The sequence below is a fragment of the Enterobacter sp. Crenshaw genome (genome assembly GCF_024734705.1).
In the GTDB taxonomy this organism is placed as follows: Bacteria; Pseudomonadota; Gammaproteobacteria; order Enterobacterales; family Enterobacteriaceae; genus Enterobacter; species Enterobacter asburiae_B.
Window position 1 is genome coordinate 2,387,018 of sequence record NZ_CP102932.1, and the last position, 23,697, is coordinate 2,410,714.

Below are 23,697 nucleotides of genomic sequence, written 5' to 3' on the forward strand. Positions count from 1 at the left end.
CCTGGAGCACTGCCATGAAAACATCGCTTCTCTCGACGCTGATCGCCGCCACGCTGGCCCTGAGCGCACCGCTGGCGCTGGCTGCGGTCCCGAAAGACATGCTGGCGATCGGTAAAGCCGCCGACCCGCAAACGCTCGATCCTGCCATCACCATTGATAACAACGACTGGACCGTCACCTATCCGTCCTACCAGCGTCTGGTCAAGTACAAGCCAGGCTCTACCGAGGTGGAAGGCGATCTGTCGACGGGCTGGAAGGCGTCTGAAGACCAGAAAGAGTGGACCTTTACCCTGGCGGATAACGCGAAATTTTCCGACGGCACGCCGGTCACCGCCGAGGCGGTAAAGCTCTCCTTTGAGCGCCTGCTGAAGCTCGGCCAGGGGCCGTCTGAAGCCTTCCCGAAAGACCTGAAAATTGATGCCGTCGATGACCATACGGTGAAGTTCACCCTCAGCCAGCCGTTCGCGCCGTTCCTCTACACGCTGGCAAACGACGGGGCGTCCATCATTAACCCGGCGGTGCTGAAGGCCAACGCGGCAGACGATGCTCGCGGTTTTCTGGCGCAAAACACCGCCGGTTCCGGGCCGTTTATGCTGAAAAGCTGGCAGAAAGGCCAGCAGCTGATCCTGGTGCCTAACCCCCACTGGCAGGGCGAGAAGCCGCACTTTAAGCGCGTATCGGTGAAAATTATCGGTGAGAGCGCTTCGCGCCGACTGCAGCTTTCCCGCGGCGATCTGGACATTGCCGACTCCCTGCCGGTCGATCAGCTTGCGGCCCTGAAGCAGGAAGGTAAAGTCGCCGTCGCGGAATACCCGTCCCTGCGCGTGACTTACCTCTATCTCAACAACAGCAAAGCGCCGCTCAATCAGGTGGATTTACGCCGGGCCATCTCCTGGGCGACGGATTACCAGGGCATGGTGAAGGGCATTCTGAGCGGCAACGGCAAGCAGATGCGCGGCCCGATCCCGGAAGGCATGTGGGGCTTTGACGCCACGGCAATGCAGTACAGCTTTGACGAGGGCAAAGCCAAAGCGGCGCTGGAGAAGGTCAAAGACAAACCCGCCAGCCTGACCTTCCTCTACTCGGACAACGATCCGAACTGGGAGCCTATCGCCCTCTCCACTCAGGCCAGCCTCGGCAAGATCGGCATTAGCGTCAAGCTGGAAAAACTGGCCAACGCCACCATGCGCGACCGCGTCGGAAAAGGCGATTACGACATTGCCATCGGCAACTGGAGCCCGGACTTTGCCGACCCGTACATGTTCATGAACTACTGGTTCGAATCGGACAAAAAAGGGCTGCCGGGCAACCGTTCGTTCTATGAGAACAAAGAGGTTGATTCGCTCCTGCAGGCCGCGCTGAAAACCACTGACCAGGCGGAACGCACCAAAGATTACCAGCAGGCGCAAAAGGTGGTTATCGACGAGGCGGCCTACGTTTATCTGTTCCAGAAAAACTACCAGCTGGCGATGAACAAAGAGGTCAAAGGCTTCACCTTTAATCCGATGCTCGAGCAGGTGTTCAACATCGCCACCATGAGCAAATAACGGTTCTCGCCGGGGGAAAGCGTATGACGTTCTGGAGCATAGTGCGCCAGCGCTGCTGGGGGTTAATCCTGGTGGTGGCCGGTGTCTGTATTATCACCTTTATTATTTCACACCTGATCCCCGGCGATCCGGCCCGTCTGCTGGCCGGCGACCGCGCCAGCGACGAAATCGTGCAGAACATCCGCCAGCAGCTAGGGCTGGACCAGCCCCTGTATGTGCAGTTTGGCCGCTACGTGGACGCTCTGGCGCACGGTGATTTAGGCACGTCCATCCGCACCGGACGCCCGGTCGCGGAAGACCTGAAGGCCTTTTTCCCCGCCACGCTGGAGCTGGCCTTTTGTTCTCTGCTGCTGGCGCTGGTCATCGGCGTGCCGCTGGGGATTTTATCGGCGGTGTACCGCAACCGCTGGCTGGATCACCTGGTGCGTTTAATGGCGATGACCGGGATCTCCACGCCGGCCTTCTGGCTCGGGCTGGGCGTCATCGTGCTGTTCTACGGGCACCTGCAGATCCTGCCGGGCGGCGGCAGGCTGGACGACTGGCTCGATCCCCCGACGCACGTCACCGGATTTTATCTGCTGGACGCGCTGCTGGAGGGCAACGGTGAGGTGTTCTTCAACGCGCTTCAGCACCTGATTTTACCCTCGCTGACGCTGGCGTTTGTTCACCTGGGGATCGTGGCGCGCCAGGTTCGCTCGGCGATGCTGGAGCAGCTTAGCGAGGATTACATCCGCACCGCGCGCGCCAGCGGCCTGCCCGGCTGGTACATCGTCCTGCGCTACGCCCTGCCGAATGCGATGATCCCGTCCATTACCGTGCTCGGGCTGGCGCTGGGCGATCTGCTCTACGGCGCCGTGCTGACCGAAACCGTCTTTGCCTGGCCGGGCATGGGCGCGTGGGTGGTGACGTCCATTCAGGCGCTCGATTTCCCTGCCGTGATGGGCTTTGCCGTCGTCGTTTCGCTGGCCTACGTGCTGGTTAATCTGGTGGTCGATCTGCTTTACCTGTGGATTGACCCGCGAATCGGGCGCGGAGGTGCCGAATGATGTTAACGCAGGAAACGCCCGTCCCGGCTAAAACCGCCGGACAACGCATCAACTGGGCAAAGCTGTTCTGGATGCTGCGTCAAAGCCCGCTCACGATCGTTGGCGGCGTCATTATGATTGCGATGCTCTTCCTGATGGTGGCTTCGCCGTGGATTGTGCCGCATGACCCGAACGCGCTGGATTTGACCGCACGCCTGCTGGCGCCGTCTGCGCAACACTGGTTTGGTACCGATGAGGTGGGACGCGACCTGTTTAGCCGCGTGCTGACGGGCAGCCAGCAGTCGATTACCGCCGGGCTGGCGGTCGTGGTGATTGCGGGCGGTATTGGCTCGCTGCTGGGCTGTTTGTCCGGCGTACTGGGCGGGCGCGGCGACGCCATCATCATGCGGGTGATGGACATCATGCTCTCCATTCCTTCCCTGGTGCTGACCATGGCGCTGGCCGCCGCGCTCGGTCCGAGCCTGTTCAACGCCATGCTGGCGATTGCGATTGTCCGCATCCCGTTTTACGTCCGCCTGGCGCGCGGGCAAACCCTGGTGGTGCGCCAGTTTACCTACGTTCAGGCCGCCCGCACGTTTGGCGCGTCCCGCTGGCATTTGATCCGCTGGCATATCCTGCGCAACGCCCTGCCGCCGCTGATTGTGCAGGCTTCGCTGGACATCGGCAGCGCCATTCTGATGGCCGCCACGCTGGGGTTTATCGGCCTGGGCGCGCAGCAGCCCACCGCCGAATGGGGGGCGATGGTGGCCGTTGGCCGTAACTACGTGCTGGACCAGTGGTGGTACTGCGCCTTTCCCGGTGCGGCGATTTTGATTACCGCCGTGGGCTTTAACCTGTTTGGCGACGGTATCCGCGATCTGCTGGATCCGAAATCGGGAGGAAAACAGTAATGACCGAACCGGTATTACGTATTGAGGACCTGCACCTGAGCTTCCCGATTTTTCGCGGAGAGGTCCACGCGCTGAACCACGTCTCGCTGGAGATCGGCAGGGGCGAAATTGTCGGCGTGGTGGGCGAGTCGGGTTCGGGCAAATCCGTGACCGCCATGCTCGCCATGCGGCTGCTGCCGGAAGGAAGCTACCGCATTCATCACGGTCAGGTGAAGTTACTCGGCGAAAACGTCCTGACGGCGTCCGAGAAGCAGCTTCGCCAGTGGCGCGGTGCACGAGTGGCGATGATTTTTCAGGAGCCCATGACCGCCCTCAACCCGACGCGGCGGATTGGCAAACAGATGGTGGAGGTGATCCGCCAGCATCAGCCGCTTTCGCGGCGCGAGGCGCAGCAGAAGGCGATTACCCTGCTGGAAGAGATGCAAATCCCGGACGCGAAGCAGGTCATGGAGCGTTATCCGTTTGAACTCTCCGGCGGCATGCGTCAGCGGGTGATGATCGCCCTTGCCTTCTCCTGCGAGCCGGAGCTGATCATCGCCGACGAACCGACCACCGCGCTGGACGTTACCGTCCAGCTCCAGGTGCTGCGATTGCTGAAGCATAAGGCGCGGGCCAGCGGTACCTCGGTGTTGTTTATCAGCCATGATATGGCCGTGGTGTCGCAGCTTTGCGACAGAATGTACGTGATGTATGCGGGCAGCGTGATCGAGAGCGGTGCCACGCAAACGCTGATCCACCGCCCCGTGCATCCCTATTCCATCGGCCTGCTGCGGTGCGCCCCGGAAAACGGCCAGCCGCGCGACCTGCTTCCCGCCATTCCCGGCACGGTGCCCAACCTCAGCCAGCTTCCGCAGGGTTGCGCCTTCCGCGAGCGCTGCTTTGCCGCTGGGGCGAAATGCAGCGAAACGCCGCGCTTACAGCCCAATGGCGCAGAAGGCCAACAGGCTGCCTGCTGGTATCCACAACGGGAGAAACACCATGTCTGATGTACTGCTGGAACTGGATAGCGTGCACGTGAACTTTGCGGCGCGCAAAAACTGGCTGGGGCGCGTAACGGAACAGGTACATGCCCTCAACGGGCTCGATCTTCAGATCCGTCGGGGGGAAACGCTGGGCATTGTCGGGGAATCCGGCTGCGGGAAAAGCACGCTGGCCCAGCTGCTGATGGGCATGCTTAAGCCCAGCACCGGCGCGTGTCAGCGGGCGCACCACGCGGGCGGCATGCAGATGGTGTTTCAGGATCCGCTCTCCTCCCTCGACCCGCGATTGCCGGTCTGGCGCATCATCACCGAGCCGGTGTGGGTGCAAAAACGCAGCAGCGAGCGCGAACGCCGCCAGCTGGCAGAAAACCTGGCGCTGCAGGTGGGCATTCGCCCGGAATATCTCGACAGGCTTCCGCACGCCTTCTCCGGCGGGCAGCGCCAGCGCATCGCCATCGCCCGGGCGCTCTCCTCCAACCCCGATATTATCGTGCTTGATGAACCCACCAGCGCGCTGGATATCTCCGTGCAGGCGCAAATCCTCAACCTGCTGGTGAACCTGCAGCAGCAGCGTAATCTGACCTACGTGTTAATTTCGCATAACGTTTCGGTGGTCAGACACATGAGCGACCGGGTGGCGGTGATGTACCTCGGGCAGATTGTGGAGCTGGGCAGCGCCGCGCAGGTGCTTGGCGAGCCGCGCCATCCCTATACCCGTCTGTTGCTCGACTCGGTTCCCCGCACCGGTGAACCGCTGGATGAAAATCTGGCGTTGCGCAAAACGGAGCTTCCCGGCAATCGTCATCTGCCCGAAGGCTGTTTTTTCCGCGACCGTTGTCCGATAGCAGCGCAGGGGTGTGAACAGCCGCAGCCGCTACAGCCCTCACGCGAGGGCTGTAACGTGCGTTGCTGGCGCAGTCTGGGTTAGATTTGCGCCATCCCGCCGTCCACAAACAGCTCGGTGGCGTTAATAAAGCTGGCCGCGTCGGAGGCCAGAAACGCCACCGCTTTCCCCACCTCACCCGGCGCGCCTAAACGCCCCAGCGGTACCTGCGCGGCCAGCGCGTCGTACAGCCCCTGACGGTGTTCTTCCGGCACCAGATCGCCGAGACCTGGCGTTTTGATCGGGCCCGGGCTCACCACGTTGACGCGGATCCCGCGGCCCTGCAAATCCAGCGCCCAGGAGCGGGCAAAGTTGCGCACGGCGGCCTTGCTGGCGCTGTAGACGCTGAAGTTTGCCGTCCCTTTAATGGACACCGTCGAGCCGGTCAGAATAATCGACGATCCGGCGGATAACAGCGGCAGCGCCTTCTGCACCGTAAACAGCACTCCGCGCACGTTGGTGCCGAAAATCCGGTCAAACTGCTCTTCGGTGATCGCGCCCAGCGGCAGCATATCGCCGCCACCGGCATTGGCGAACAGGATATCAAGACGGCCTTCTTCTTTGGCTATCCGGGCATAAACCTCATCCAGATCGGCAAGCTTTGAGACGTCCGCGCGAATGCCCACTGCGTCAGAAGCAATCTCTGCTACCGCCGCGTCCAGCTCGGCCTGGCGACGACCGGTGATGTACACCTTCGCGCCCTGCGCCGCCAGCTCCTGCGCCGTGGCAAGACCAATGCCGGTGCTGCCGCCGGTGACCAGTGAGATTTTTCCTGAGAGAGTCGTGTTCATGTCATTCACCTTTTGTTGGGTTTGCGTTGGACAAACTTTAGCCCTTGCGGCATTAGTGAAAAACGGGCAAAAATGAAAATGACTATTCACAAACAGAAATAATCCGAGGTCATCATGGACCAGCTCATGGCGATGCGCGCCTTTACGCGGGTCGTGGAATCCGGCAGCTTTACCCGCGCGGCGGACTCGCTGAATATGCCGATCGCCACGCTGAGCAAGCTGGTCAAATCGCTTGAGGCGCACCTTGAGATACGCCTTCTGCACCGCACCACTCGCCGGGTGGTCGCGACGCCTGAAGGGATGGAATACTATGAAAAAGCGCTCAGGGTGCTGATTGATATCGAAGATATCGACACCTCGTTTCGCATTTCCCGCGCGACGCCAAAAGGGCATTTGCGGGTTGACGTGGGCGGCTCCACCGCACGGGACGTGCTCATCCCTCTGCTTCCGGAATTTATGCAGCGCTACCCGGAGATCCGCATCGACCTTGGCGTGGCCGACCGGCCGGTCGATCTCATCAGCGGTAACGTAGACTGCGTGATCCGCGGCGGTCCGCTGGACGACTCGACCCTCATTGCCCGTCATCTCGGAAACGCGGAAATGGTCACCTGCGCGACGCCGGGTTACCTGAGAAATCATGGCGTCCCGGCCTATCCGCAGGAGCTGCGCAACGGCCACAAGCTGATTAGCTATCTCTCGCCCGTCACCGGACGGCCCTTTCCGTTTCGCTTCCGGCAGAACGGCGAGGCGCTGGAAATCAACATTCCGCACTATCTCGGCGTCAATGAAAGTAATGCCCATCTGGCGGCTGCCGCGGCGGGGCTGGGAATCGTTCAAACGTTTGAGTATTCGGCAAAGGGGGATTTGCAGGCGGGGACGCTGACGGCGATTCTGGGCGACTGGCGTCCTGCCGCATATCCGTTTCATGTGGTTTACCCGCAGAACCGGCATTTGACGCACCGCCTGAAGGTGTTTATTGCCTGGCTGGCGGAGGTGTTCCCTGCCGCGCTGAAGGGATAGCCGGGCGCGAACCCGGCTGGGGCTTAGTTAAGCTTATAGTCCAGAGTAATCTCGGCTTTCAGAAGCTGCGAGACCGGACAGCCCGCTTTTGCTTTCTGAATAATGCCGTCGAACTGCTGCGGGGCAATGCCTGGAACGGTCACCTTGCTTTTCAGGGCAACCTTAGTGATGGCAAAGCCGCCGTCGGTTTTATCCAGCGAGACGTCCGCCGTAGTATCAATGGAATCGGCAGTATAGCCCGCTTCCCCGAGCATCAGCGACAGCGCCATTGAGAAGCAGGCCGCATGTGCCGCGCCAATCAGCTCTTCGGGGTTGGTCCCCTTTTCACCCTCAAAGCGGGTATTGAAACCATAAGGCTGTTGATTGAGAACGCCGCTCTCGGTGGAAACCGTTCCTTTTCCGCGCTTAATGTCGCCAGACCAGTGTGCCGAACCGTGCTTATGAATAGTCATTCTTGCTCTCCTTTTGGCTTACAAAGGGTTAAGTATAGACTACGCATCTGCCCCACCCTGGAACACAGACAATTCCAGGACTTTCACCTGCTGTACCAACAAAAAGGATAATGATATGGCGCTAAAAATCAGGATGGCCGTTGCCGTAACCACGCTGGCTTTATCGCTGTCTTCACTGGCAAAAACGCCGGAGAATTTTATCTATACCAGCTCGGGCGATCTCGACGCGGCGTTTCCCCTCGTTGCGCGAAGCGATATCGGCGGCGTGCAGATCGTTTACAACTGGCGCCTGCTGGAACCCGAGAAGAACAGCTATGACTTCTCGCGGATTGAACAGGATCTGGCGCGCGTTAAGGCCGCCGGAAAAAAGCTATTTATTCAAATCCAGGATCGTTTCTTTGAGCCGGACGCCCGCTACGTTCCGGACTATCTGATGCGCGACACGCAGTACGGTGGCGGGATTGCGCCGCAGTTCGATAACCCCGGCGAAGGCAAGCCGGTCGGTTCAGGATGGGTGGCGCGTCAGTGGGATCCCGCCGTGCGCCAGCGCTACCAGGCACTGCTTGCCGCCCTCGCGAAACGCTTTGATGGCGAGGTGTATGGGGTAAACCTGCCCGAAACCGCCATTGATCTCGACGAAAAAAATCCGCCCGCCGGATTTACCTGCGACGGCTATTTCGCGGGTGAAATGGAAAACCTGGCCTTTGCGCGAAAGGTTTTTCAGAAATCACACGTGGTGCAGTACGTGAACTTCTGGCCGTGCGAATGGGATAACGACCACAACTACATGGGGCGTCTGTTTGCGTACGCCAGCGCTAACAATATCGGCCTGGGTGGGCCGGACATTGTTCCCAACCGCAAGGCCCACATGAAGAATGCCTATCCCTTCTTCCATAAAAATAAACAGACGCTGCCGCTCATCGCCATGGCGGTTCAGGAGCCGACCCTGACCTATAAGGATCCTCAGACCGGAAAACCGTTCACCAAAGCGGAATTTGTCCGCTTCGGCGAAAGTTATCTCGGTGCCGATATTATTTTCTGGAGCACGACGTCTCCCTGGCTAAAGGCGAAGTAATCCTTTCTTATGCCAGGTAGCGCGACAGTTCGTCAAGGAACACGCGCAGCGCGGCAGGCTGGTATTCCCGGGACTGATAAATGCCATGGATGGCAAGCGGTTTCGGCTCAAGCGCCTCCAGCACCGGCACCAGTAATCCCTGTTCCAGCGCGGCAGACGCTTCGCGCTCCGGCAGCATGGCGATACCGCAGTGCTTAATCGCCGCGTCCATCAACAGCGAAGAGATGCTGGCGCTCAGGTTGCCGCTGACGGCCACGCTCAGGCTTTCCCCTTCCGGCGTCACGAAGTGCCAGGATTGCCCGGCAAAAAAGCTGTAGTGCAGACAGTTGTGCTGCGCTAATTCTTCAGGGCTGACGGGGATACCGTGCTGTGCCAGGTACTCCGGCGAGGCGCAAAGCACCGAGCGACACTCCCCCAGCCGGCGGGCAATCATGCCGGGTTCGGGGTTGTCGGTAATGCGCACGGCGACATCAATGCGCTCTCCCACCAGGCTGACCGGGTGGTTATTCACGTCCAGCTCGATGCGCAGCTGCGGGTAGCGCGAGAGCAGCTCAGGCAGGACCGGCGCAATCAGGTGCATGGCGGTAAAATGGGCGCAGGCCACCCGCAGCGTGCCGGACGGCAGATCTTTCTCCGACTGCCCCTCGATTTCCTGCGAAATCTGCGAGAGCGTCCGCGTTTTTTGCAGCACCTTTTCCCCTGCCGCGGTCAGCGTCAGCTTGCGCGTGGAGCGGTTTACCAGCCGCGTTCCCGCCCACTTCTCCATTTGTTCAAGGTAGCGGCTCACCATCGGTCGGGAAATGCCCAACGCGCGGGCCGCCGCGCTCAAACTGCCCAGCTCGCATATCCGGTTGTAGACCTGAGCGGCGATAACGCGATCCATATAAGCTCCATTTGCTCGATTTATGAAACTAAGCATGTCTTGTTTCAGGAATTCTGGCAAATGAGAATATCCGTACAATAGACACATTCCTGAACAACAGAGACAACAGCATGAAATTCACTCACCTTGCCCTGCTTTCCACCCTTTTCACTCCTGCGGTTTTTGCCGCGCCGTTAACCATTGATACTTATAACCCGCAGGAAAAAGGCATTTTCCCGGTCTCCTCCACGCTGGTTTCAGGCCCGAAAGAGGCGGTGCTGTTTGACGCGCAGTTCAGCGTGAAGGATGGCGAAGCGCTGGTAGAGAAAATTCGCCGCAGCGGTAAAACCCTGAACAAGATTGTGATCACCTCCGGCGATCCGGATTTCTATTTTGGCCTGCAGCCGCTGGTCAAAGCCTTCCCGAATGCCAAAGTGGTGGCCACGCAGCATGTGGTTGACCATATTAAAGCCACCAAAGACGCCAAGCTCGCCTTCTGGGGGCCACAGATGAAGGACGGCGCGCCAACGGAGCTGGTCGTCCCGCAGGTGCTTGCCTCCACCACGTTCATGGTTGACGGGGAAAAGATCGATATCGAACAGCCAGACAGCTATGCGGCCTATGTGTGGATCCCGTCGGCAAAAACGATCCTCGGCGGCACCGGGGTAGCCTGGGGTATTCACGTCTGGACGGCAGACACCCAGACGCCGGAAAGCCGCAAGCAGTGGCAGGAAACGCTGGAGAATATGGCCGCGCACAAACCTGAACGCGTGATCCCGGGCCACTACCTGGGCACTCCTCCAGCGGGCACTGGCGCGATTGAGTTTACCCGCGACTATCTGCAGCGCTTTGAAAAGGCTTTAGCCGCGCATAAAGATTCCGCAGGCGTCATTAGCACCCTGAAAAAACAGTATCCAGGCCTGGCTGATGAAAGCTCGCTGGAATTAAGCGCCAAAGTGAATACTGGCGAAATGAAGTGGTAATTTAAAAACGGCTCCTGCTATATTTCCGCGATAGCAGGAGCACCGCCAAAATATCCCCGCCGTTACCCGCCGATATAGCCACACCTTTTAAAAGCGCATAAAAGCATGCACTTATGTCATTTTTATTTCTAAGATGAATCTGAACCACAACCGGGAAAATATTTGCCATTCTGTTTATGAATTAAATTTTTTGCGAGCCGTACCATTAAACAGACAACGACACGGAGGCAGCATGTTTACTTATTACCCGGCTAATACTGCAGCAGCACAACCTGAACTCGTTAACGCGATTGCGCAGGGTCTTCACGCCGAGCACGGTGCTGTGACTGAAGATGACATTTTGATGGAACTGACCAAATGGGTGGAATCCACGGATAATGACATCCTCAGTGACATCTACCAGCAGACCATTAACTACGTCGTTAGCGGGCAAAACGCACCCTTGTAAAAACCTGCTAAGCTGGATCTGCAACCTAAGGGGTTACATTTCGTTTGCGTAAGCAAACTGGTCCTTAAAACTATCAACAGGATTGAGGAGTTAACATGAAATCGAACCGTCAGGCACGCCATATTCTGGGACTGAACTACAAGCTTTCAAATCAGCGTAAAGTGGTGATTGAAGGCGACCACGAAACGCAGGTCACCCACGCCACCGGCAGAAAACGCCACGCCGGCAAGTAAGTTCCAGACTGAGATCCAGAACACCATCGGTAATCCCGATGGTGTTTTTGTTTATGTGTTGCGGTAATTAATATTTAGCTCCTTTATAATACCGCCTGACCGCACCCCATCGCACAGGCCAGAAAGATGACAAACAGCAGTGTCAGGGACGGATCTTCATAAAAAGAGTGAGTGACATGGACAACAAACTGAAAAAACATCGTTCCTTATACATCCCATACGCCGGACCGGTTTTACTCGAATTCCCCCTGCTCAACAAAGGCAGCGCCTTCAGCATGGAAGAGCGCAGCAGCTTTAACCTGCTGGGTTTACTGCCCGAAGTGGTTGAAACCATTGAAGAACAGGCGGAGCGCGCGTGGATCCAGTATCAGGGTTTCAAAACCGAAATCGACAAGCACATCTACCTGCGCAACATTCAGGACACCAATGAAACCCTCTTCTATCGCCTGGTGCAGAACCATCTCGAAGAGATGATGCCGGTGATCTACACCCCGACGGTGGGTGCGGCCTGCGAGCGTTTCTCAGAGATCTACCGTCGTTCACGCGGGGTTTTCATCTCCTATCAGAACCGTCACAACATGGACGATATTCTGCAGAACGTGCCAAACCACAATATCAAAGTGATTGTGGTGACCGACGGCGAACGTATTCTCGGCCTCGGCGACCAGGGCATTGGCGGGATGGGGATCCCAATCGGTAAACTCTCTCTCTACACCGCCTGCGGCGGCATCAGCCCGGCGTATACTCTGCCGGTGGTGCTGGACGTCGGGACCAATAACCAGCAGTTGCTCAACGATCCGCTCTATATGGGCTGGCGCCATCCGCGCATTACCGACGACGAGTACTATCAGTTTGTCGACGACTTCATCCAGGCCGTGAAGCACCGCTGGCCGGACGTTCTGCTGCAGTTTGAAGACTTCGCGCAGAAAAACGCGATGCCGCTGCTGAACCGCTATCGCGATGAAATCTGCTCCTTTAACGACGACATCCAGGGTACCGCAGCCGTGACCGTGGGTACGCTTATCGCCGCCAGCCGCGCAGCCGGCAGCCAGCTGAGCTACCAGAAAATCGTCTTCCTGGGCGCAGGCTCTGCGGGCTGTGGTATCGCCGAGCAGATCATCGCCCAGACGCAGCGCGAAGGCTTAAGCGAAGAGCTGGCCCGCTCCCGCGTCTTTATGGTTGACCGTTTCGGCCTGCTGACCGACGCTATGCCGAACCTGCTGCCGTTCCAGAACAAGCTGGTGCAGAAGCGCGATAACCTGAAAAACTGGGATACCGACAACGAAGTCCTTTCCCTGCTGGACGTGGTGCGCAACGTGAAGCCGGATATTCTGATCGGCGTTTCCGGGCAAACCGGTCTCTTCACCGAAGAGATCATTCGCGAGATGCACAAGCACTGCGAACGCCCTATCGTGATGCCGCTTTCCAACCCGACCTCCCGCGTGGAGGCGACGCCGCAGGACATCATCGCCTGGACCGAAGGTAACGCGCTGGTCGCGACCGGCAGCCCGTTCGACCCGGTGGTGTGGAAGGATAAAACCTATCCGATCGCCCAGTGCAACAACTCTTACATCTTCCCGGGCATTGGGCTGGGCGTGATCGCGTCCGGCGCGTCCCGCATTACCGACGAAATGCTGATGTCGGCGAGCGAAACCCTCGCGGGCTACTCGCCGCTGGTCAACAACGGTGAAGGGCTGGTGCTGCCGGAGCTGAAAGACATTCACAAGGTGTCGCGCGCTATCGCGTTTGCGGTAGGTAAAATGGCGCAGCAGCAGGGCGTGGCGGTGAAAACCTCTGCCGACGCGCTGCAGCAGGCCATCGACGACAACTTCTGGAAACCTGAATACCGCAGCTATCGTCGTACCTCGATTTAATTCGCTTTGACCGTTCCCTTTTCCACAGGGAGACGCAGTGCGGCCCAATCGCCCGGTGGCGCTTCGCTTACCGGGCCTACGGGCGGGGTGTTTTCCCTCTCCCTGTGGGAGAGGGTTAGGGTGAGGGCATCAGAACGCACCATTGAATACCCACTAGCCAAACCCCCTTTCCCCCGCTACACTCCCTTCATCCATTAACCTACTGAATATATAAGGAGGCCAATTATGCTGTACTGTGAAATTTTCAATGTTTCACATACATTTGGTGATCGCACCAGCTCAAGCGTTATCGGTATCGTGCTGCGATAACTTCTGCTTGAGCGAAGACACCAACCCCTGAAATCCCTTCTCTCGGGCTTACTGAGTTATCGTCAGCGATGTTTGACGAGGCATAAACATGCCTGTAACTCTTGGGTAAGCAACAATGAGCACTTTACTCACTGCACAATCTTTACGCGTTGATACGGCGTTTGGCACGCTCTTCGACTCACTCTCCTTTACGCTGAAAAAAGGCGACCGCATTGGCCTGCTGGGCGACAACGGCTGCGGCAAAAGTACGCTGCTGAAGGTGCTGGACGGCACTGACTCCCCCGCCGCCGGAACGGTAGCGCTGGCCGGACACTGCCTGATGGCGCGCGTGGAGCAACATCTTCCGGACGCCATTTTCCCGCTGACCATGCTGGATGCCGTACTCGCACAGCTGCCTTTTGCCGAGCGCGATAGCCTGCGCTGGAAAGCCGAAACGCTGCTGGCAGGCATGGGCTTCACGCCGCAGGATATGGCGCTGCAATCCGCCACGCTGAGCGGCGGGCAGCACACGCGCCTGCTGCTGGCGCGGGCCCTGATTCACGAGCCGGATCTGCTCCTGCTCGATGAACCCAGCAACCACCTTGATTTGCCGACCATGCTCTGGCTGGAACACTTTCTGCAGAACTGGTCAGGCAGCTTCGTGCTGGTCTCGCACGACCGACAGCTGCTGGATGCCGTCACTAACGGCAGCTGGATCCTGCGCGATAAAACGCTGCACTACTTCGCCCTTCCCTGCACGGCCGCCCGCAAGGCGCTTGAAGCAAAGGATGAAAGCGACGCGCAGCGCCACAAGGCGGAGCAAAAGGAGATCGACCGCGTGTCCGCCAGCGCGAAGCGGCTGGCGACCTGGGGCAAGGTTTACGACAACGAAGATCTTGCCCGCAAAGCCAAACAGATGGAAAAACAGGTCGAACGGCTGAAGGAGAGCCAGACGGCGCTCACGGCAGGCAGCCCGTGGACGTTAACCCTGCGCGGCGACGCGCTGCGGGCCGACCGTTTGCTGGAAATGGAGAATCTCGACGTTCCTCCTGCACCTGGCCTGCCGGCGTTATTCAGCATCGAAATGGCGCGGCTAAAAAGCGGCGATCGCGTGGCGATTGTCGGTCGTAACGGCTGCGGCAAATCGTCGCTGATGAGGCTTATCTGGCAACAGTTTGCCGATGAGTCCGCAAACAGCGGGTTGAAAATCCATCCGCGCGTGTCGCCAGGCTATTACGACCAGACGCTTCACCAGCTTGCGGACAACGCCACGCTGCTCGACGCGCTGGAGCCTTTCGCACCGGATCCGCAGAACCGCAAAATGGCGCTGATAAGCGCGGGTTTCCCGTGGTCGCGTCACGGGCAAACGGTCAGCACGCTCAGCGGCGGCGAGCGCTCGCGCCTGCTGTTCGTTGGCCTGACGCTTGCCCGCTACAGCCTGCTGATGCTGGATGAGCCGACCAACCACCTCGACATGGAAGGCAAAGAGGCGCTGGCGCAAACCCTTCAGCAGTTTGAAGGCGGCGTTCTGCTGGTCAGCCACGACCGTCAGTTAATTAGCCAAAGCTGCAACCGTTTCTGGCTGATTGAAGAGGGAAAGCTGAGCGAGTGGCACGATGCAGAAGCGGTGTTTGAGCGCCTGCGTGAAAGCGCGGGGCTGGCGACATCCACCGCGCCCGCCATCGACGCGGCGACGGTTCAACCCTCGCCGTATGACGATCTGCTCGAACGGCTGGTCGCGCTGGAAGCGCTGCTGGAAGACGATCTGGCGCGTAAGCCGAAGCATCAAAAGCCGCAGCTGCAGGCGCAATGGCGTAAAGAGATTGAGGAGATAGAGGCACAGCTGTAAGTCTGCGCCCGGCGAGTCTCTCGTCGGGCCAGTATTTTCCCCCTAAATTATTAGAGGAACGCCGTATTCTTATTCTGAAAATGGATTAAATAATGACATTATGTTGCCGTTGCCTTGCATTACAGCGCCAAACCACTAATCCTTGAGGAGTATTACACCTGCTATGCAGATACTCATCATGAACAAGGAGATACACATGAAGGCTGCTGTTGTCACTCAGGATCATCAGGTCAATATCACCGAAAAAACCTTACGCCCGCTAAAGCACGGGGAAGCCCTGCTGAAGATGGAATGCTGTGGCGTATGCCATACCGATCTCCACGTGAAGAACGGTGATTTCGGCGATAAAACCGGGGTTATCCTGGGCCACGAAGGGATTGGTATCGTAAAAGAAGTCGGCCCCGGCGTGAAGTCGCTGAAAGTGGGCGACCGCGCAAGCGTGGCCTGGTTTTTTGAAGGCTGTGGCCACTGCGAATACTGTAATACCGGCAACGAAACCCTGTGCCGCGACGTGAAAAATGCCGGTTACTCCGTTGACGGCGGCATGGCGGAAGAGTGCATCGTCACCGCTGACTACGCCGTAAAAGTGCCGGATGGTCTGGAATCCGCTGCGGCCAGCAGCATCACCTGCGCTGGCGTCACTACCTACAAAGCGGTGAAGGTCTCGGGTATCAAACCGGGCCAGTGGATTGCAATTTATGGTCTGGGCGGTCTGGGCAACCTTGCGCTGCAGTACGCCAAAAACGTCTTTAACGCCAAAGTCATCGCTCTCGACGTTAACGACGAACAGCTGAAGCTGGCGGCCAGCATGGGTGCGGATTTAACCATCAACTCCCGCAGCGAAGACGCCGCGAAAATTGTGCAGGAGAAAACCGGCGGCGCGCATGCCGCAGTCGTCACTGCCGTCGCAAAAGCGGCCTTTAACTCCGCCGTTGACGCCGTGCGTGCCGGTGGCCGCGTGGTCGCGGTTGGCCTGCCGCCGGAAGCGATGAGCCTCGACATTCCGCGTCTGGTGCTGGACGGCATCCAGGTGGTGGGTTCGCTGGTCGGCACCCGTCAGGATCTGCAGGAAGCCTTCCAGTTCGCCGCTGAAGGTAAGGTGGTGCCGAAAGTCACGATGCGTCCAATTGAGGACATCAACGCCATTTTTAAAGAGATGGAACAGGGCCAGATCCGCGGCCGTATGGTGATCGACCTACGTTCATAATCGTTCATCTTTCATCACCGCTCCTCGCTGGGGCGGTTTTTTTATAGCCATTTTCCGGCAATCCTTATCTTAATTCCTTGGTTCCCTTGTTTTCCCCCGCGCCCGATGATGAATCCGACGCTAACAAGAAGATAACAAAGGAATTCACCATGCAAACCCCATTTCGTCTGCCGCTGCTGACGGCGCTGATTCTGGCGACAACCGCAGCCTGGGCAGCAGATGCGCCCGTCAAAGGCGGCACGCTGATTTATCTGGAGCAACAGGCGCACACCAACCTCTATCCGCCTGCCGGTGGCTTTTACCCGAACGGCGGCATTCTGAATCAAATCACCGACAAACTGACGTGGCAGAACCCAAAAACGCTGCAGGTGGAACCCTGGGTGGCCGAAAGCTGGACCACCAACGCCGATAAAACCGAATACACCTTTAAGCTTCGTCCCGGCATCACCTTCTCCGACGGCACGCCGCTGGACGCCAACGCCGTGGCGAAAAACTTTGATACCTACGGTTCAGGCAACAAGGCGCAGCGCCTGCCGGTGTCAGAAGTGATCAATAACTACGATCGCAGCGAAGTCATCGACCCGCTGACCGTGAAGTTCTACTTCAAAAAACCGTCGCCGGGGTTCCTGCAGGGCACCGCCACCATTGGCTCGGGGCTGGTCTCGCTCAGCACGCTGAAGCGCAACTTCGAAGAGCTGGGAGATGCCCGCCACATCATTGGTTCCGGCCCGTTTGTGGTGAAGGACGAGAAGCTGGGTCGTGAAGTGACGCTCGAAGCGCGCAAAGACTACCAGTGGGGGCCGAAAAATCTGGCGCAGCAGGGGCCAGCCAATCTCGACGGCATCAAGTTTATCGTGACCCAGGAAGACAGCGTGCGCGTGGGCGCCCTGCTGGCGGGTCAGGCAGACTTTATTCGCCAGGTGCAGGCGTATGATGAAAAGCAGGCGACCGATCGGGGCTATAAGATCTACGCCGCCCCGACGCGCGGGGTGAACGACAGCATCAGCTTCCGCCCGGATAACCCGCTGGTCTCCGATATTCGCGTTCGCCAGGCGCTGCTGCATGCCACCAATGCAAAACAGGTGGTCGAAACCCTCTTCTCGGCCAACTATCCGCAGGCGAAGTCCGTGATTGCCGGTTCCGCCGCAGGCTTTGTCGATCTCAGCGACAAATTGACCTTTGACCCGGCAAAAGCCAACCAGCTGCTGGACGAGGCGGGCTGGAAAGCAGGCGGCGACGGGATCCGCGCCAAAGACGGCCAACGTCTGGCGCTGACGGTGTATGAATCCCTGCCGCAGCCACAAAACAAAGAGGTGCTGCAGCTGGTTGCCCAGCAGTGGCGCCAGGTGGGCGTGGCGCTGAGCGTCAAAGCCGGAGACGCAGGCAGCCGCACGCTGGATAACCTTGACCCGCTGAAAACCCCGTTAACCGTCTCCGAAGTGGGCCGCGCCGATCCGGACGTGGTGAAAAGCATGTTCTACCCGGCTAACCGCGACGCGCTGCTGCAAAAAGGCGGATCCAGCGACAAGGTCAAAAACTTCCGTGACGACAGGCTGAATGAACTGCTGGTGAACATTTCGGCAGAGGTCGACCCGCAAAAACGCCTGCAGCTGGCGGGGGACGCCCAGCGCTACCTGCTGGATAACGCCTACGTCATTCCGATTTTCGAGGAGCCGCAGGTCTTTGCCGGCGCGCCGTGGCTGAAAGGCGTCAATTTTGAAGCGGTAGGCCGCCCGTCGTTCTACGGCGCCTGGATTGAGAAACACTGAGGAGCTGACGATGCGCCACGCACTTCTTCAACGCTTTGGGCACGGGCTGCTGGTACTGTGGGCCGCCTTTACCCTCTCGTTCGTGTTGCTCCAGGTGCTGCCGGGCGACGCGGTGCTGATTAAATTTCAGAACCCGGACCTGGGCTTAAGCCCGGCGCAAATCGAGGAGATGCGCGTGGCCTACGGCGCGGACAGCCCGCTGTGGCAGCAATACGGTCACACGCTGCTGGCGATGCTGCGCGGGGATTTCGGCTATTCGCTACAGGCAGGCGTGCCGGTCAGCGAGCTGATTGCCAGCAATCTGCCGGATACCCTGAGCCTCGCCCTGCCCGCGTTTGTGCTCGCGGTCCTGCTGGCCTTTGCGCTGGCCTTTGCATCCCGTCTGCCGGGTCTGCGCTGGCTGAGCAATACCCTTCAGTCTCTGCCGGTCCTTTTTATCTCCTTACCGACGTTCTGGCTGGGGATTGCCCTCATCCAGCTTTTTTCTTTTCAGCTGCGGCTGATCCCGGTGATTAACCCGACGCCGTTGCAGGGGCTGATCCTGCCGATCGTGACCGTCGCGATCCCGATCTCCGCCCCGCTGGCGCAAATTCTGATGCGTAGTCTGGACCAGGTGGCGACGCAGCCGTTTGTCGCCGTCGCCCGTGCCAAAGGGCTGAGTGAAACCGCCGTCCTGTGGCATCACGTGACCGGCAACGCCCTGCTGCCGGTCCTGAACATTGCCGGGCTGCTGTTGGGCGAGCTGATTGCCGGGGCACTGATCACCGAAACCGTTTTTGGCCGCAGCGGGCTCGGGCAGCTGACCCAGCAGGCGGTGAATAATCAGGACATCGCCGTGCTTCAGGCGGTGGTCATGATTTCCGCCCTCGGTTTTGTCCTGATCAATCTGCTGGTGGATCTGCTGATGCCGCTGCTGGATCCCCGTCTGCAAACCGTTACCGGAGGTGCATCATGAGTCTGGTCGATTACGCGGCCGCCGCGCGAAAACGCGTTCCAGCCTGGCAGGGAGTGGAATGGCAGCCGGGACTGTGGCTGGCATGGGCGGTGATTATTCTCGCCGCTTTTGCTGCCGTGGCGCCCGGCCAGTTAACCCACTACAGCCCGATTGAGGGCATCGCCGGGGCGCAGCGCCTGGCACCGCAGGCCGGTCACTGGCTCGGCACCGATCAGCTTGGCCGCGATGTTTACACGCGTATCGTATATGGCGCCTCCCATTCCCTGAGCGCGGCGCTGGCCGCCGTGACGATGGGGCTGGTGGTCGGCACCGGCTTAGGGGTGATCGCCGGGGCGTTCGCCGGGCGCGTCGAGTCTCTGCTGATGCGCTTCGTCGACGTGTTGCTCTCCATCCCGTCTCTGCTGCTCTCGCTGACGGTGATTATTCTGCTCGGGTTTGGCACCGTTAACGCCGCGATTGCCGTCGGCGTTGCCTCCATTGCCAGCTTCGCCCGCCTCGCGCGCGGTGAAGTGGTGCGTATCCGCCATACGGATTATGTCGAAGCGGCGTTTGGCAGCGGCGGGACGTTTTTCGCCGTGCTGTGGCGACACATCCTGCCCAACGCGTTAACCGCCGTCCTCGCCTTTGCCACGCTGCAGTTTGGTCAGGCCATCCTGGCGCTCTCCACGCTGAGCTTTCTCGGCTACGGCACCCCGCCGCCGGTGCCGGAATGGGGCTTACTGATCGCCGAAGGTCGTAACTATCTCTCTACCGCCTGGTGGCTCACCACCTTCCCCGGCGTGGTCGTCATCGCCGTGGTGCTGGCCACCAACCGTATCAGCCAACAGTTCAGCGGAGGTCGCTAATGACCGTTCTCTCAGTGGAAAATTTGACGATTAGCTACCGTTCCGCTCGCCAGTGGCGAGAGGTGGTGCATAACGTCAGCTTCACGCTCGGACGAGGGGAAATGCTGGCGTTCGTCGGCGAATCCGGATCCGGCAAGACGACCACGGCGCAGGCGATCATTGGCCTGCTGGCCGATAACGCCCGGCGCGATGCGGGAAAAATATCGCTCAACGGCGAGGAGATTAGCCGATGGTCCGCGAAGCGCCTCGATACCCTTCGCGGCGCGCGAATTAGCCTGGTACCGCAGGATCCGGGTAATTCGCTCAACCCGGTGAAGACCATCGGGGCGCAGGTCGGAGAGATCGTTCAGCTCCACCAGAAGGTGACCCGCGCCGAGCGCGACGAGCAGGTGCTCGCCCTGCTGACAAAGGTCGGCCTGAGCCACCCCGAACAGCGCATGACGCAGTATCCCCATCAGCTCTCCGGCGGGATGAAACAGCGCGTGCTGATTGCCATCGCGATAGCGCTGCGCCCGGACGTGATCGTTGCCGATGAGCCCACCAGCGCGCTGGATGTGACGGTGCAAAAACGTATTCTCGATCTGCTGGATATCCTGCGCCGGGAGTCGGGTACCGCCGTTCTGTTTGTCACCCACGATCTGGCGCTGGCCGCACAGCGCGCGGACAGGCTGCTGGTGTTTCGCGATGGCGAGGTTCAGGAACAGGGCAACACCGCCGATATCGTCCGCACGCCGCAGCACGCCTACACCCGCCAGCTGTTGAGCGATCTCCAGGGCCAGCGCCTGACCATCGCCCCGGTAGCCGGTCTCCCGCTCGCGTCGCCGGCCATTCGCGCCCGCGCCATCAGCAAGCAATTCTCCCTGGGCAAAGGTCATCAGCTTCAGGCGCTGGATCGGGTGACGTTTGACGTCAGGCGCGGCAGCACGCATGCGCTGGTCGGTGAATCCGGCTCCGGGAAAACCACCCTCGCCCGTATTTTGCTGGGTTTTGAACAGGCGGACAGCGGGCAGGTCATCATTGATGATATTGATGCCACCGCGCTCAGCCGCGAGGCCCGACGTCAGCTGCGCCAGAAGATCCAGTTTGTCTACCAGAACCCGTTTGCCTCTCTCGACCCGCGTCAGACGCTGTTCGAGATCATCGAGGAGCCCCTGAAGAACTTTTCTCGCCTCAGTAAGGCGCAGCGAAAGCTCCGGGTGGAGACGGTGGCGCAGCGGGTTGCCCTGCCCGTCGAATTCCTGACCCGCACCGCCCGGGAGCTTTCAGGCGGACAGCGCCAGCGCGTTGCCATCGCCCGGGCGCTGATCCTGGAGCCGACCATTCTGGTGCTGGACGAAGCCACCTCCGCGCTGGACGTCACCGTGCAGGCGCAGATCCTGGCTCTGCTTCAGCAGCTGCAGCAGCAGCTGGGATTGACCTACCTCTTTATCACGCACGATCTGTCAACCGTCCGCCGGATCGCCCACAGCGTCACGGTGCTGCGCGGCGGTCAGGTGGTCGAACAGGGCGACGTCGGAACCTTATTCGCGTCGCCGCAGAACGACTATACCCGCGAGCTGATTGACGCCATTCCCCATTTTTCACCCGCTACGGAGGAGTTCGCATGACGCGAAAACGCCTGGGATTTTTCACCCGCCTGCTTGACGACGCTGCGCCGAAGGAGCGCTATCGTCTGGCAACTGAACAGATCCGCCACGCCGAACGCCACGGTTTTGACAGCGCCTGGATTGCCCAGCACCACTTCCACGAAAGTGAAGGCGGCCTGCCGTCGCCGCTGCTGTTTCTGGCGCACGTCGCCGCGCATACCGAAACCATCCGTCTGGGCACGGCCATCATTACCCTGCCGATGGAAAACCCGCTGCGCGTCGCGGAAGATGCCGCCGTGCTCGATTTACTCGCCGATGGTCGTCTTGAGGTCGGTTTTGGTTCGGGCGGCACACCGACCTCATTTCTGCCGTTCGGCCTGACGTTCGAGGAGCGCGGCGCGGCCTTTGCTGACCATTTGCATGTGATCCAGAGCGCCTGGCGCGGGGATTCGCTTACCCATCCGGATAACCACCTTTACCCGCCTGCGCCACAGCTGGCCGACCGTATCTGGATTGCCACCTTCTCTGTTGACGGAGCCGTTCGCGCCGCCCGGGCCGGACACGGTTTAATGCTCTCCCGCACGCAGCCGCGCCCGGCAGATCGGCTGGATTTAACGCTCGACGAGATCCAGAACCCGATTGTGGATGCCTACCTTGAGGCGCTGCCTGCGGGCATCGCACCGCGCATTCTGGCCTCCCGTACGGCGTTCGTCGCCGACAGCGACGACTATGCGCTCAGGGTCGCAACGCCGGGCCTCACGAAACAGGCCCAGCAGCATCGCGCTGCCGGGCACGTGGTTAAAGGTGACAACGTCACTGATTATCGCCGCCAGTTTGACGCGCATATTGGTTCGCCCGACACGGTGCTGCATTCGCTGAATGCTGACTCCATTCTCAGGCGCGCCACGGATATCTCATTCCAGGTCCATTCCGTCGAACCCACGCATCGCGACACGCTGCGGTCCATCGAACTGATCGCCGAACGTATTGCCCCCCACATCCTTTGAGGAGACACCTATGTCGTTAAGTCAGGACATTCTCGCCGAGCTGGCGGAAATTAAACCCGGTTCCCCTCTGGCAGAGGCGCGCGCCACGCGTGATGCCGCCACGCGCCACGCGCAGGGCAGCTACGAAATTCTCTTTAGCCAGCAGAATGCTGATTTTGCACTCGACGAGCGCTTCGCCGTGGCGGCAAAAGTCGCCAGGTGGCACAGCGCTGAGGCGCTGGCCGCGCACTATGCGGGGTTTGGCCTGGCCGACCCCACCTCAGAACGCCTGACCCCGGCGCTGAATTTCGCGCGGCTGCTGACGTTCTCCCCCGTCGAAGCGACGCCCGCAGCGTTAAGGGCGCTGACCCAGGCGGGATGGAGCAAGGAAGGCATTGTTACCCTGGCGCAGCTTATTGCGTTTGTGAGCTTCCAGAGCCGACTCATCACCGGGCTGCGGCTGCTGAATGACAGGCCCGTCGCCAAAAGCGATGCGCCGGTGGCGGCAGGCATCTGGCACACGACCGCAACAACGGTCACCGGAAAGGCGGCCCCCGTCGCGTTCACCCAGCAGGAGCTGGGATGGGAACCGTGGATAGCGGCCAAACCGCTGGCGGATTTCAGTGACGATGAGGTTGCCATCCTGGCGAAATTTGGCCATACCGATTCCGAGTACTTCCGCCTGCTGGCGCGCAACCTGCCGGTGCTTGAACAGCGCACGTTAACGGATAAAGGCATTTTTTATACATCGGGGGGATTGCCGCGCGCCGAGCGCGAGCTGGCCGCAACGGTCGCCAGTAAAATCAACGGCTGCATTTACTGCGCATCTGTCCATGCGCGTAAAGCCAGCCAGCTGTCAAAGGATGACGCGGCGGTAGAAGCCCTGCTGGCCGTGCGGCCGGGGCGGTCCCTGAGCGAGGGGCAATCCGCACGCTGGCAGGCGGAAATCGATTTTGCGGCGGCGCTGTCGGTCACGCCGCCTGCCGCCTCGCCGCTGCACCTTGCCGCGCTGGAAAAAGAGGCGCTGGATACCTTAGCGCAGCTCGATCTGGTGCAATCCGCCGCGTTCTTCGCCTGGGCCAACCGCCTGATGCTGACCCTGGGTGAGCCCTGGCTTGCCTGAAGCCT

Annotated in this window: 22 protein-coding genes; 19 read left to right on the top strand and 3 right to left on the bottom strand. The window is 59.8% G+C overall.

Annotation, left to right across the window (positions count from 1 at the left end; genetic code table 11):
• Window positions 1–14 precede the first annotated feature (14 nt).
• From NWV12_RS11460 to NWV12_RS11480, 5 genes are read left to right on the top strand one after another with little or no spacing between them, the layout of a single operon-like run.
• Complete coding sequence (locus tag NWV12_RS11460; protein WP_048981293.1) at window positions 15–1,547, top strand: ABC transporter substrate-binding protein; 1,533 nt, start codon at window positions 15–17, stop codon at window positions 1,545–1,547.
• A gap of 23 nt (window positions 1,548–1,570) precedes the next feature.
• Window positions 1,571–2,593 carry an ABC transporter permease gene (locus NWV12_RS11465; RefSeq protein WP_033145620.1) on the top strand — a complete coding sequence of 341 codons (1,023 nt, stop codon included), beginning with the start codon at window positions 1,571–1,573 and terminating at the stop codon, window positions 2,591–2,593.
• Window positions 2,590–3,483, top strand: coding sequence for a D,D-dipeptide ABC transporter permease (gene ddpC / locus NWV12_RS11470; RefSeq protein WP_048981287.1), 894 nt, complete (start codon window positions 2,590–2,592; stop codon window positions 3,481–3,483). Before NWV12_RS11465 ends, ddpC begins: the two co-directional genes overlap by 4 nt.
• Window positions 3,483–4,469, top strand: coding sequence for an ABC transporter ATP-binding protein (locus NWV12_RS11475; RefSeq protein ID WP_033145622.1), 987 nt, complete (start codon window positions 3,483–3,485; stop codon window positions 4,467–4,469). The genes ddpC and NWV12_RS11475 overlap by 1 nt, the downstream gene beginning before the upstream one ends.
• Window positions 4,462–5,391, top strand: a complete 930-nt coding sequence (locus NWV12_RS11480) for an ABC transporter ATP-binding protein (protein ID WP_048981285.1) — start codon at window positions 4,462–4,464, stop codon at window positions 5,389–5,391. Before NWV12_RS11475 ends, NWV12_RS11480 begins: the two co-directional genes overlap by 8 nt.
• Here NWV12_RS11480 and NWV12_RS11485 read toward each other — a convergent pair.
• Window positions 5,388–6,137, bottom strand: a complete 750-nt coding sequence (locus NWV12_RS11485) for an SDR family NAD(P)-dependent oxidoreductase (protein ID WP_048981284.1) — start codon at window positions 6,135–6,137, stop codon at window positions 5,388–5,390. The genes NWV12_RS11480 and NWV12_RS11485 overlap by 4 nt on opposite strands.
• 114 nt (window positions 6,138–6,251) lie before the next feature.
• On the opposite strand from NWV12_RS11485, the gene NWV12_RS11490 reads away from it, so the two are divergent.
• Entirely contained in the window at window positions 6,252–7,157 is a 906-nt protein-coding gene (locus tag NWV12_RS11490; RefSeq protein WP_048981282.1) for a LysR family transcriptional regulator, read from the top strand.
• A gap of 23 nt (window positions 7,158–7,180) precedes the next feature.
• Here the strand turns inward: NWV12_RS11490 and NWV12_RS11495 are convergent, their stop codons facing one another.
• Window positions 7,181–7,609 (bottom strand): OsmC family protein, encoded by a 429-nt coding sequence (locus tag NWV12_RS11495; RefSeq protein ID WP_023311893.1) that lies wholly within the window; start codon window positions 7,607–7,609, stop codon window positions 7,181–7,183.
• Window positions 7,610–7,724: 115 nt separating this feature from the next.
• Between NWV12_RS11495 and NWV12_RS11500 the strand changes: the two genes are divergently transcribed.
• On the top strand, window positions 7,725–8,684 hold the full coding sequence (locus NWV12_RS11500) for a hypothetical protein (RefSeq protein ID WP_048981280.1): 960 nt from the start codon (window positions 7,725–7,727) through the stop codon (window positions 8,682–8,684).
• Window positions 8,685–8,691: 7 nt separating this feature from the next.
• Here NWV12_RS11500 and NWV12_RS11505 read toward each other — a convergent pair whose 3' ends face one another.
• Window positions 8,692–9,567: a LysR family transcriptional regulator gene (locus NWV12_RS11505; RefSeq protein WP_048981279.1), complete on the bottom strand. Its 876-nt coding sequence runs from the start codon at window positions 9,565–9,567 to the stop codon at window positions 8,692–8,694.
• Window positions 9,568–9,677: 110 nt separating this feature from the next.
• Between NWV12_RS11505 and NWV12_RS11510 the strand changes: the two genes are divergently transcribed.
• The 12 genes from NWV12_RS11510 (at window position 9,678) to NWV12_RS11565 (ending at window position 23,692) form a co-directional block, all read left to right on the top strand.
• Window positions 9,678–10,529, top strand: coding sequence for a Vmh family MBL fold metallo-hydrolase (locus NWV12_RS11510; RefSeq protein ID WP_048981277.1), 852 nt, complete (start codon window positions 9,678–9,680; stop codon window positions 10,527–10,529).
• Between the two features lie 232 nt (window positions 10,530–10,761).
• Entirely contained in the window at window positions 10,762–10,977 is a 216-nt protein-coding gene (gene bdm, locus NWV12_RS11515; RefSeq protein WP_013096534.1) for a biofilm-dependent modulation protein, read from the top strand.
• A gap of 95 nt (window positions 10,978–11,072) precedes the next feature.
• Window positions 11,073–11,210 carry a stationary-phase-induced ribosome-associated protein gene (gene sra, locus NWV12_RS11520; RefSeq protein ID WP_008501714.1) on the top strand — a complete coding sequence of 46 codons (138 nt, stop codon included), beginning with the start codon at window positions 11,073–11,075 and terminating at the stop codon, window positions 11,208–11,210.
• Between the two features lie 176 nt (window positions 11,211–11,386).
• Window positions 11,387–13,084 carry an NAD-dependent malic enzyme gene (locus tag NWV12_RS11525; protein WP_039262819.1) on the top strand — a complete coding sequence of 566 codons (1,698 nt, stop codon included), beginning with the start codon at window positions 11,387–11,389 and terminating at the stop codon, window positions 13,082–13,084.
• A gap of 424 nt (window positions 13,085–13,508) precedes the next feature.
• Entirely contained in the window at window positions 13,509–15,221 is a 1,713-nt protein-coding gene (locus NWV12_RS11530; RefSeq protein ID WP_048981276.1) for an ABC-F family ATP-binding cassette domain-containing protein, read from the top strand.
• Between the two features lie 196 nt (window positions 15,222–15,417).
• Window positions 15,418–16,428, top strand: coding sequence for an alcohol dehydrogenase AdhP (gene adhP / locus NWV12_RS11535; RefSeq protein WP_033145630.1), 1,011 nt, complete (start codon window positions 15,418–15,420; stop codon window positions 16,426–16,428).
• Between the two features lie 149 nt (window positions 16,429–16,577).
• Complete coding sequence (locus NWV12_RS11540; protein WP_048981275.1) at window positions 16,578–18,197, top strand: TIGR04028 family ABC transporter substrate-binding protein; 1,620 nt, start codon at window positions 16,578–16,580, stop codon at window positions 18,195–18,197.
• 10 nt (window positions 18,198–18,207) lie between these two features.
• Window positions 18,208–19,152: an ABC transporter permease gene (locus tag NWV12_RS11545; RefSeq protein WP_048981273.1), complete on the top strand. Its 945-nt coding sequence runs from the start codon at window positions 18,208–18,210 to the stop codon at window positions 19,150–19,152.
• The gene (locus NWV12_RS11550; RefSeq protein ID WP_048981272.1) at window positions 19,149–19,997 is read left to right on the top strand and encodes an ABC transporter permease; all 849 of its coding nucleotides are present in this window, start codon (window positions 19,149–19,151) and stop codon (window positions 19,995–19,997) included. Before NWV12_RS11545 ends, NWV12_RS11550 begins: the two co-directional genes overlap by 4 nt.
• Window positions 19,997–21,604 (top strand): ABC transporter ATP-binding protein, encoded by a 1,608-nt coding sequence (locus NWV12_RS11555; RefSeq protein ID WP_048981271.1) that lies wholly within the window; start codon window positions 19,997–19,999, stop codon window positions 21,602–21,604. The genes NWV12_RS11550 and NWV12_RS11555 overlap by 1 nt, the downstream gene beginning before the upstream one ends.
• The gene (locus tag NWV12_RS11560; protein WP_033145634.1) at window positions 21,601–22,590 is read left to right on the top strand and encodes a putative FMN-dependent luciferase-like monooxygenase; all 990 of its coding nucleotides are present in this window, start codon (window positions 21,601–21,603) and stop codon (window positions 22,588–22,590) included. The genes NWV12_RS11555 and NWV12_RS11560 overlap by 4 nt, the downstream gene beginning before the upstream one ends.
• Before the next feature lie 10 nt (window positions 22,591–22,600).
• On the top strand, window positions 22,601–23,692 hold the full coding sequence (locus NWV12_RS11565; protein WP_048981270.1) for an alkylhydroperoxidase domain protein: 1,092 nt from the start codon (window positions 22,601–22,603) through the stop codon (window positions 23,690–23,692).
• Window positions 23,693–23,697 lie beyond the last annotated feature (5 nt).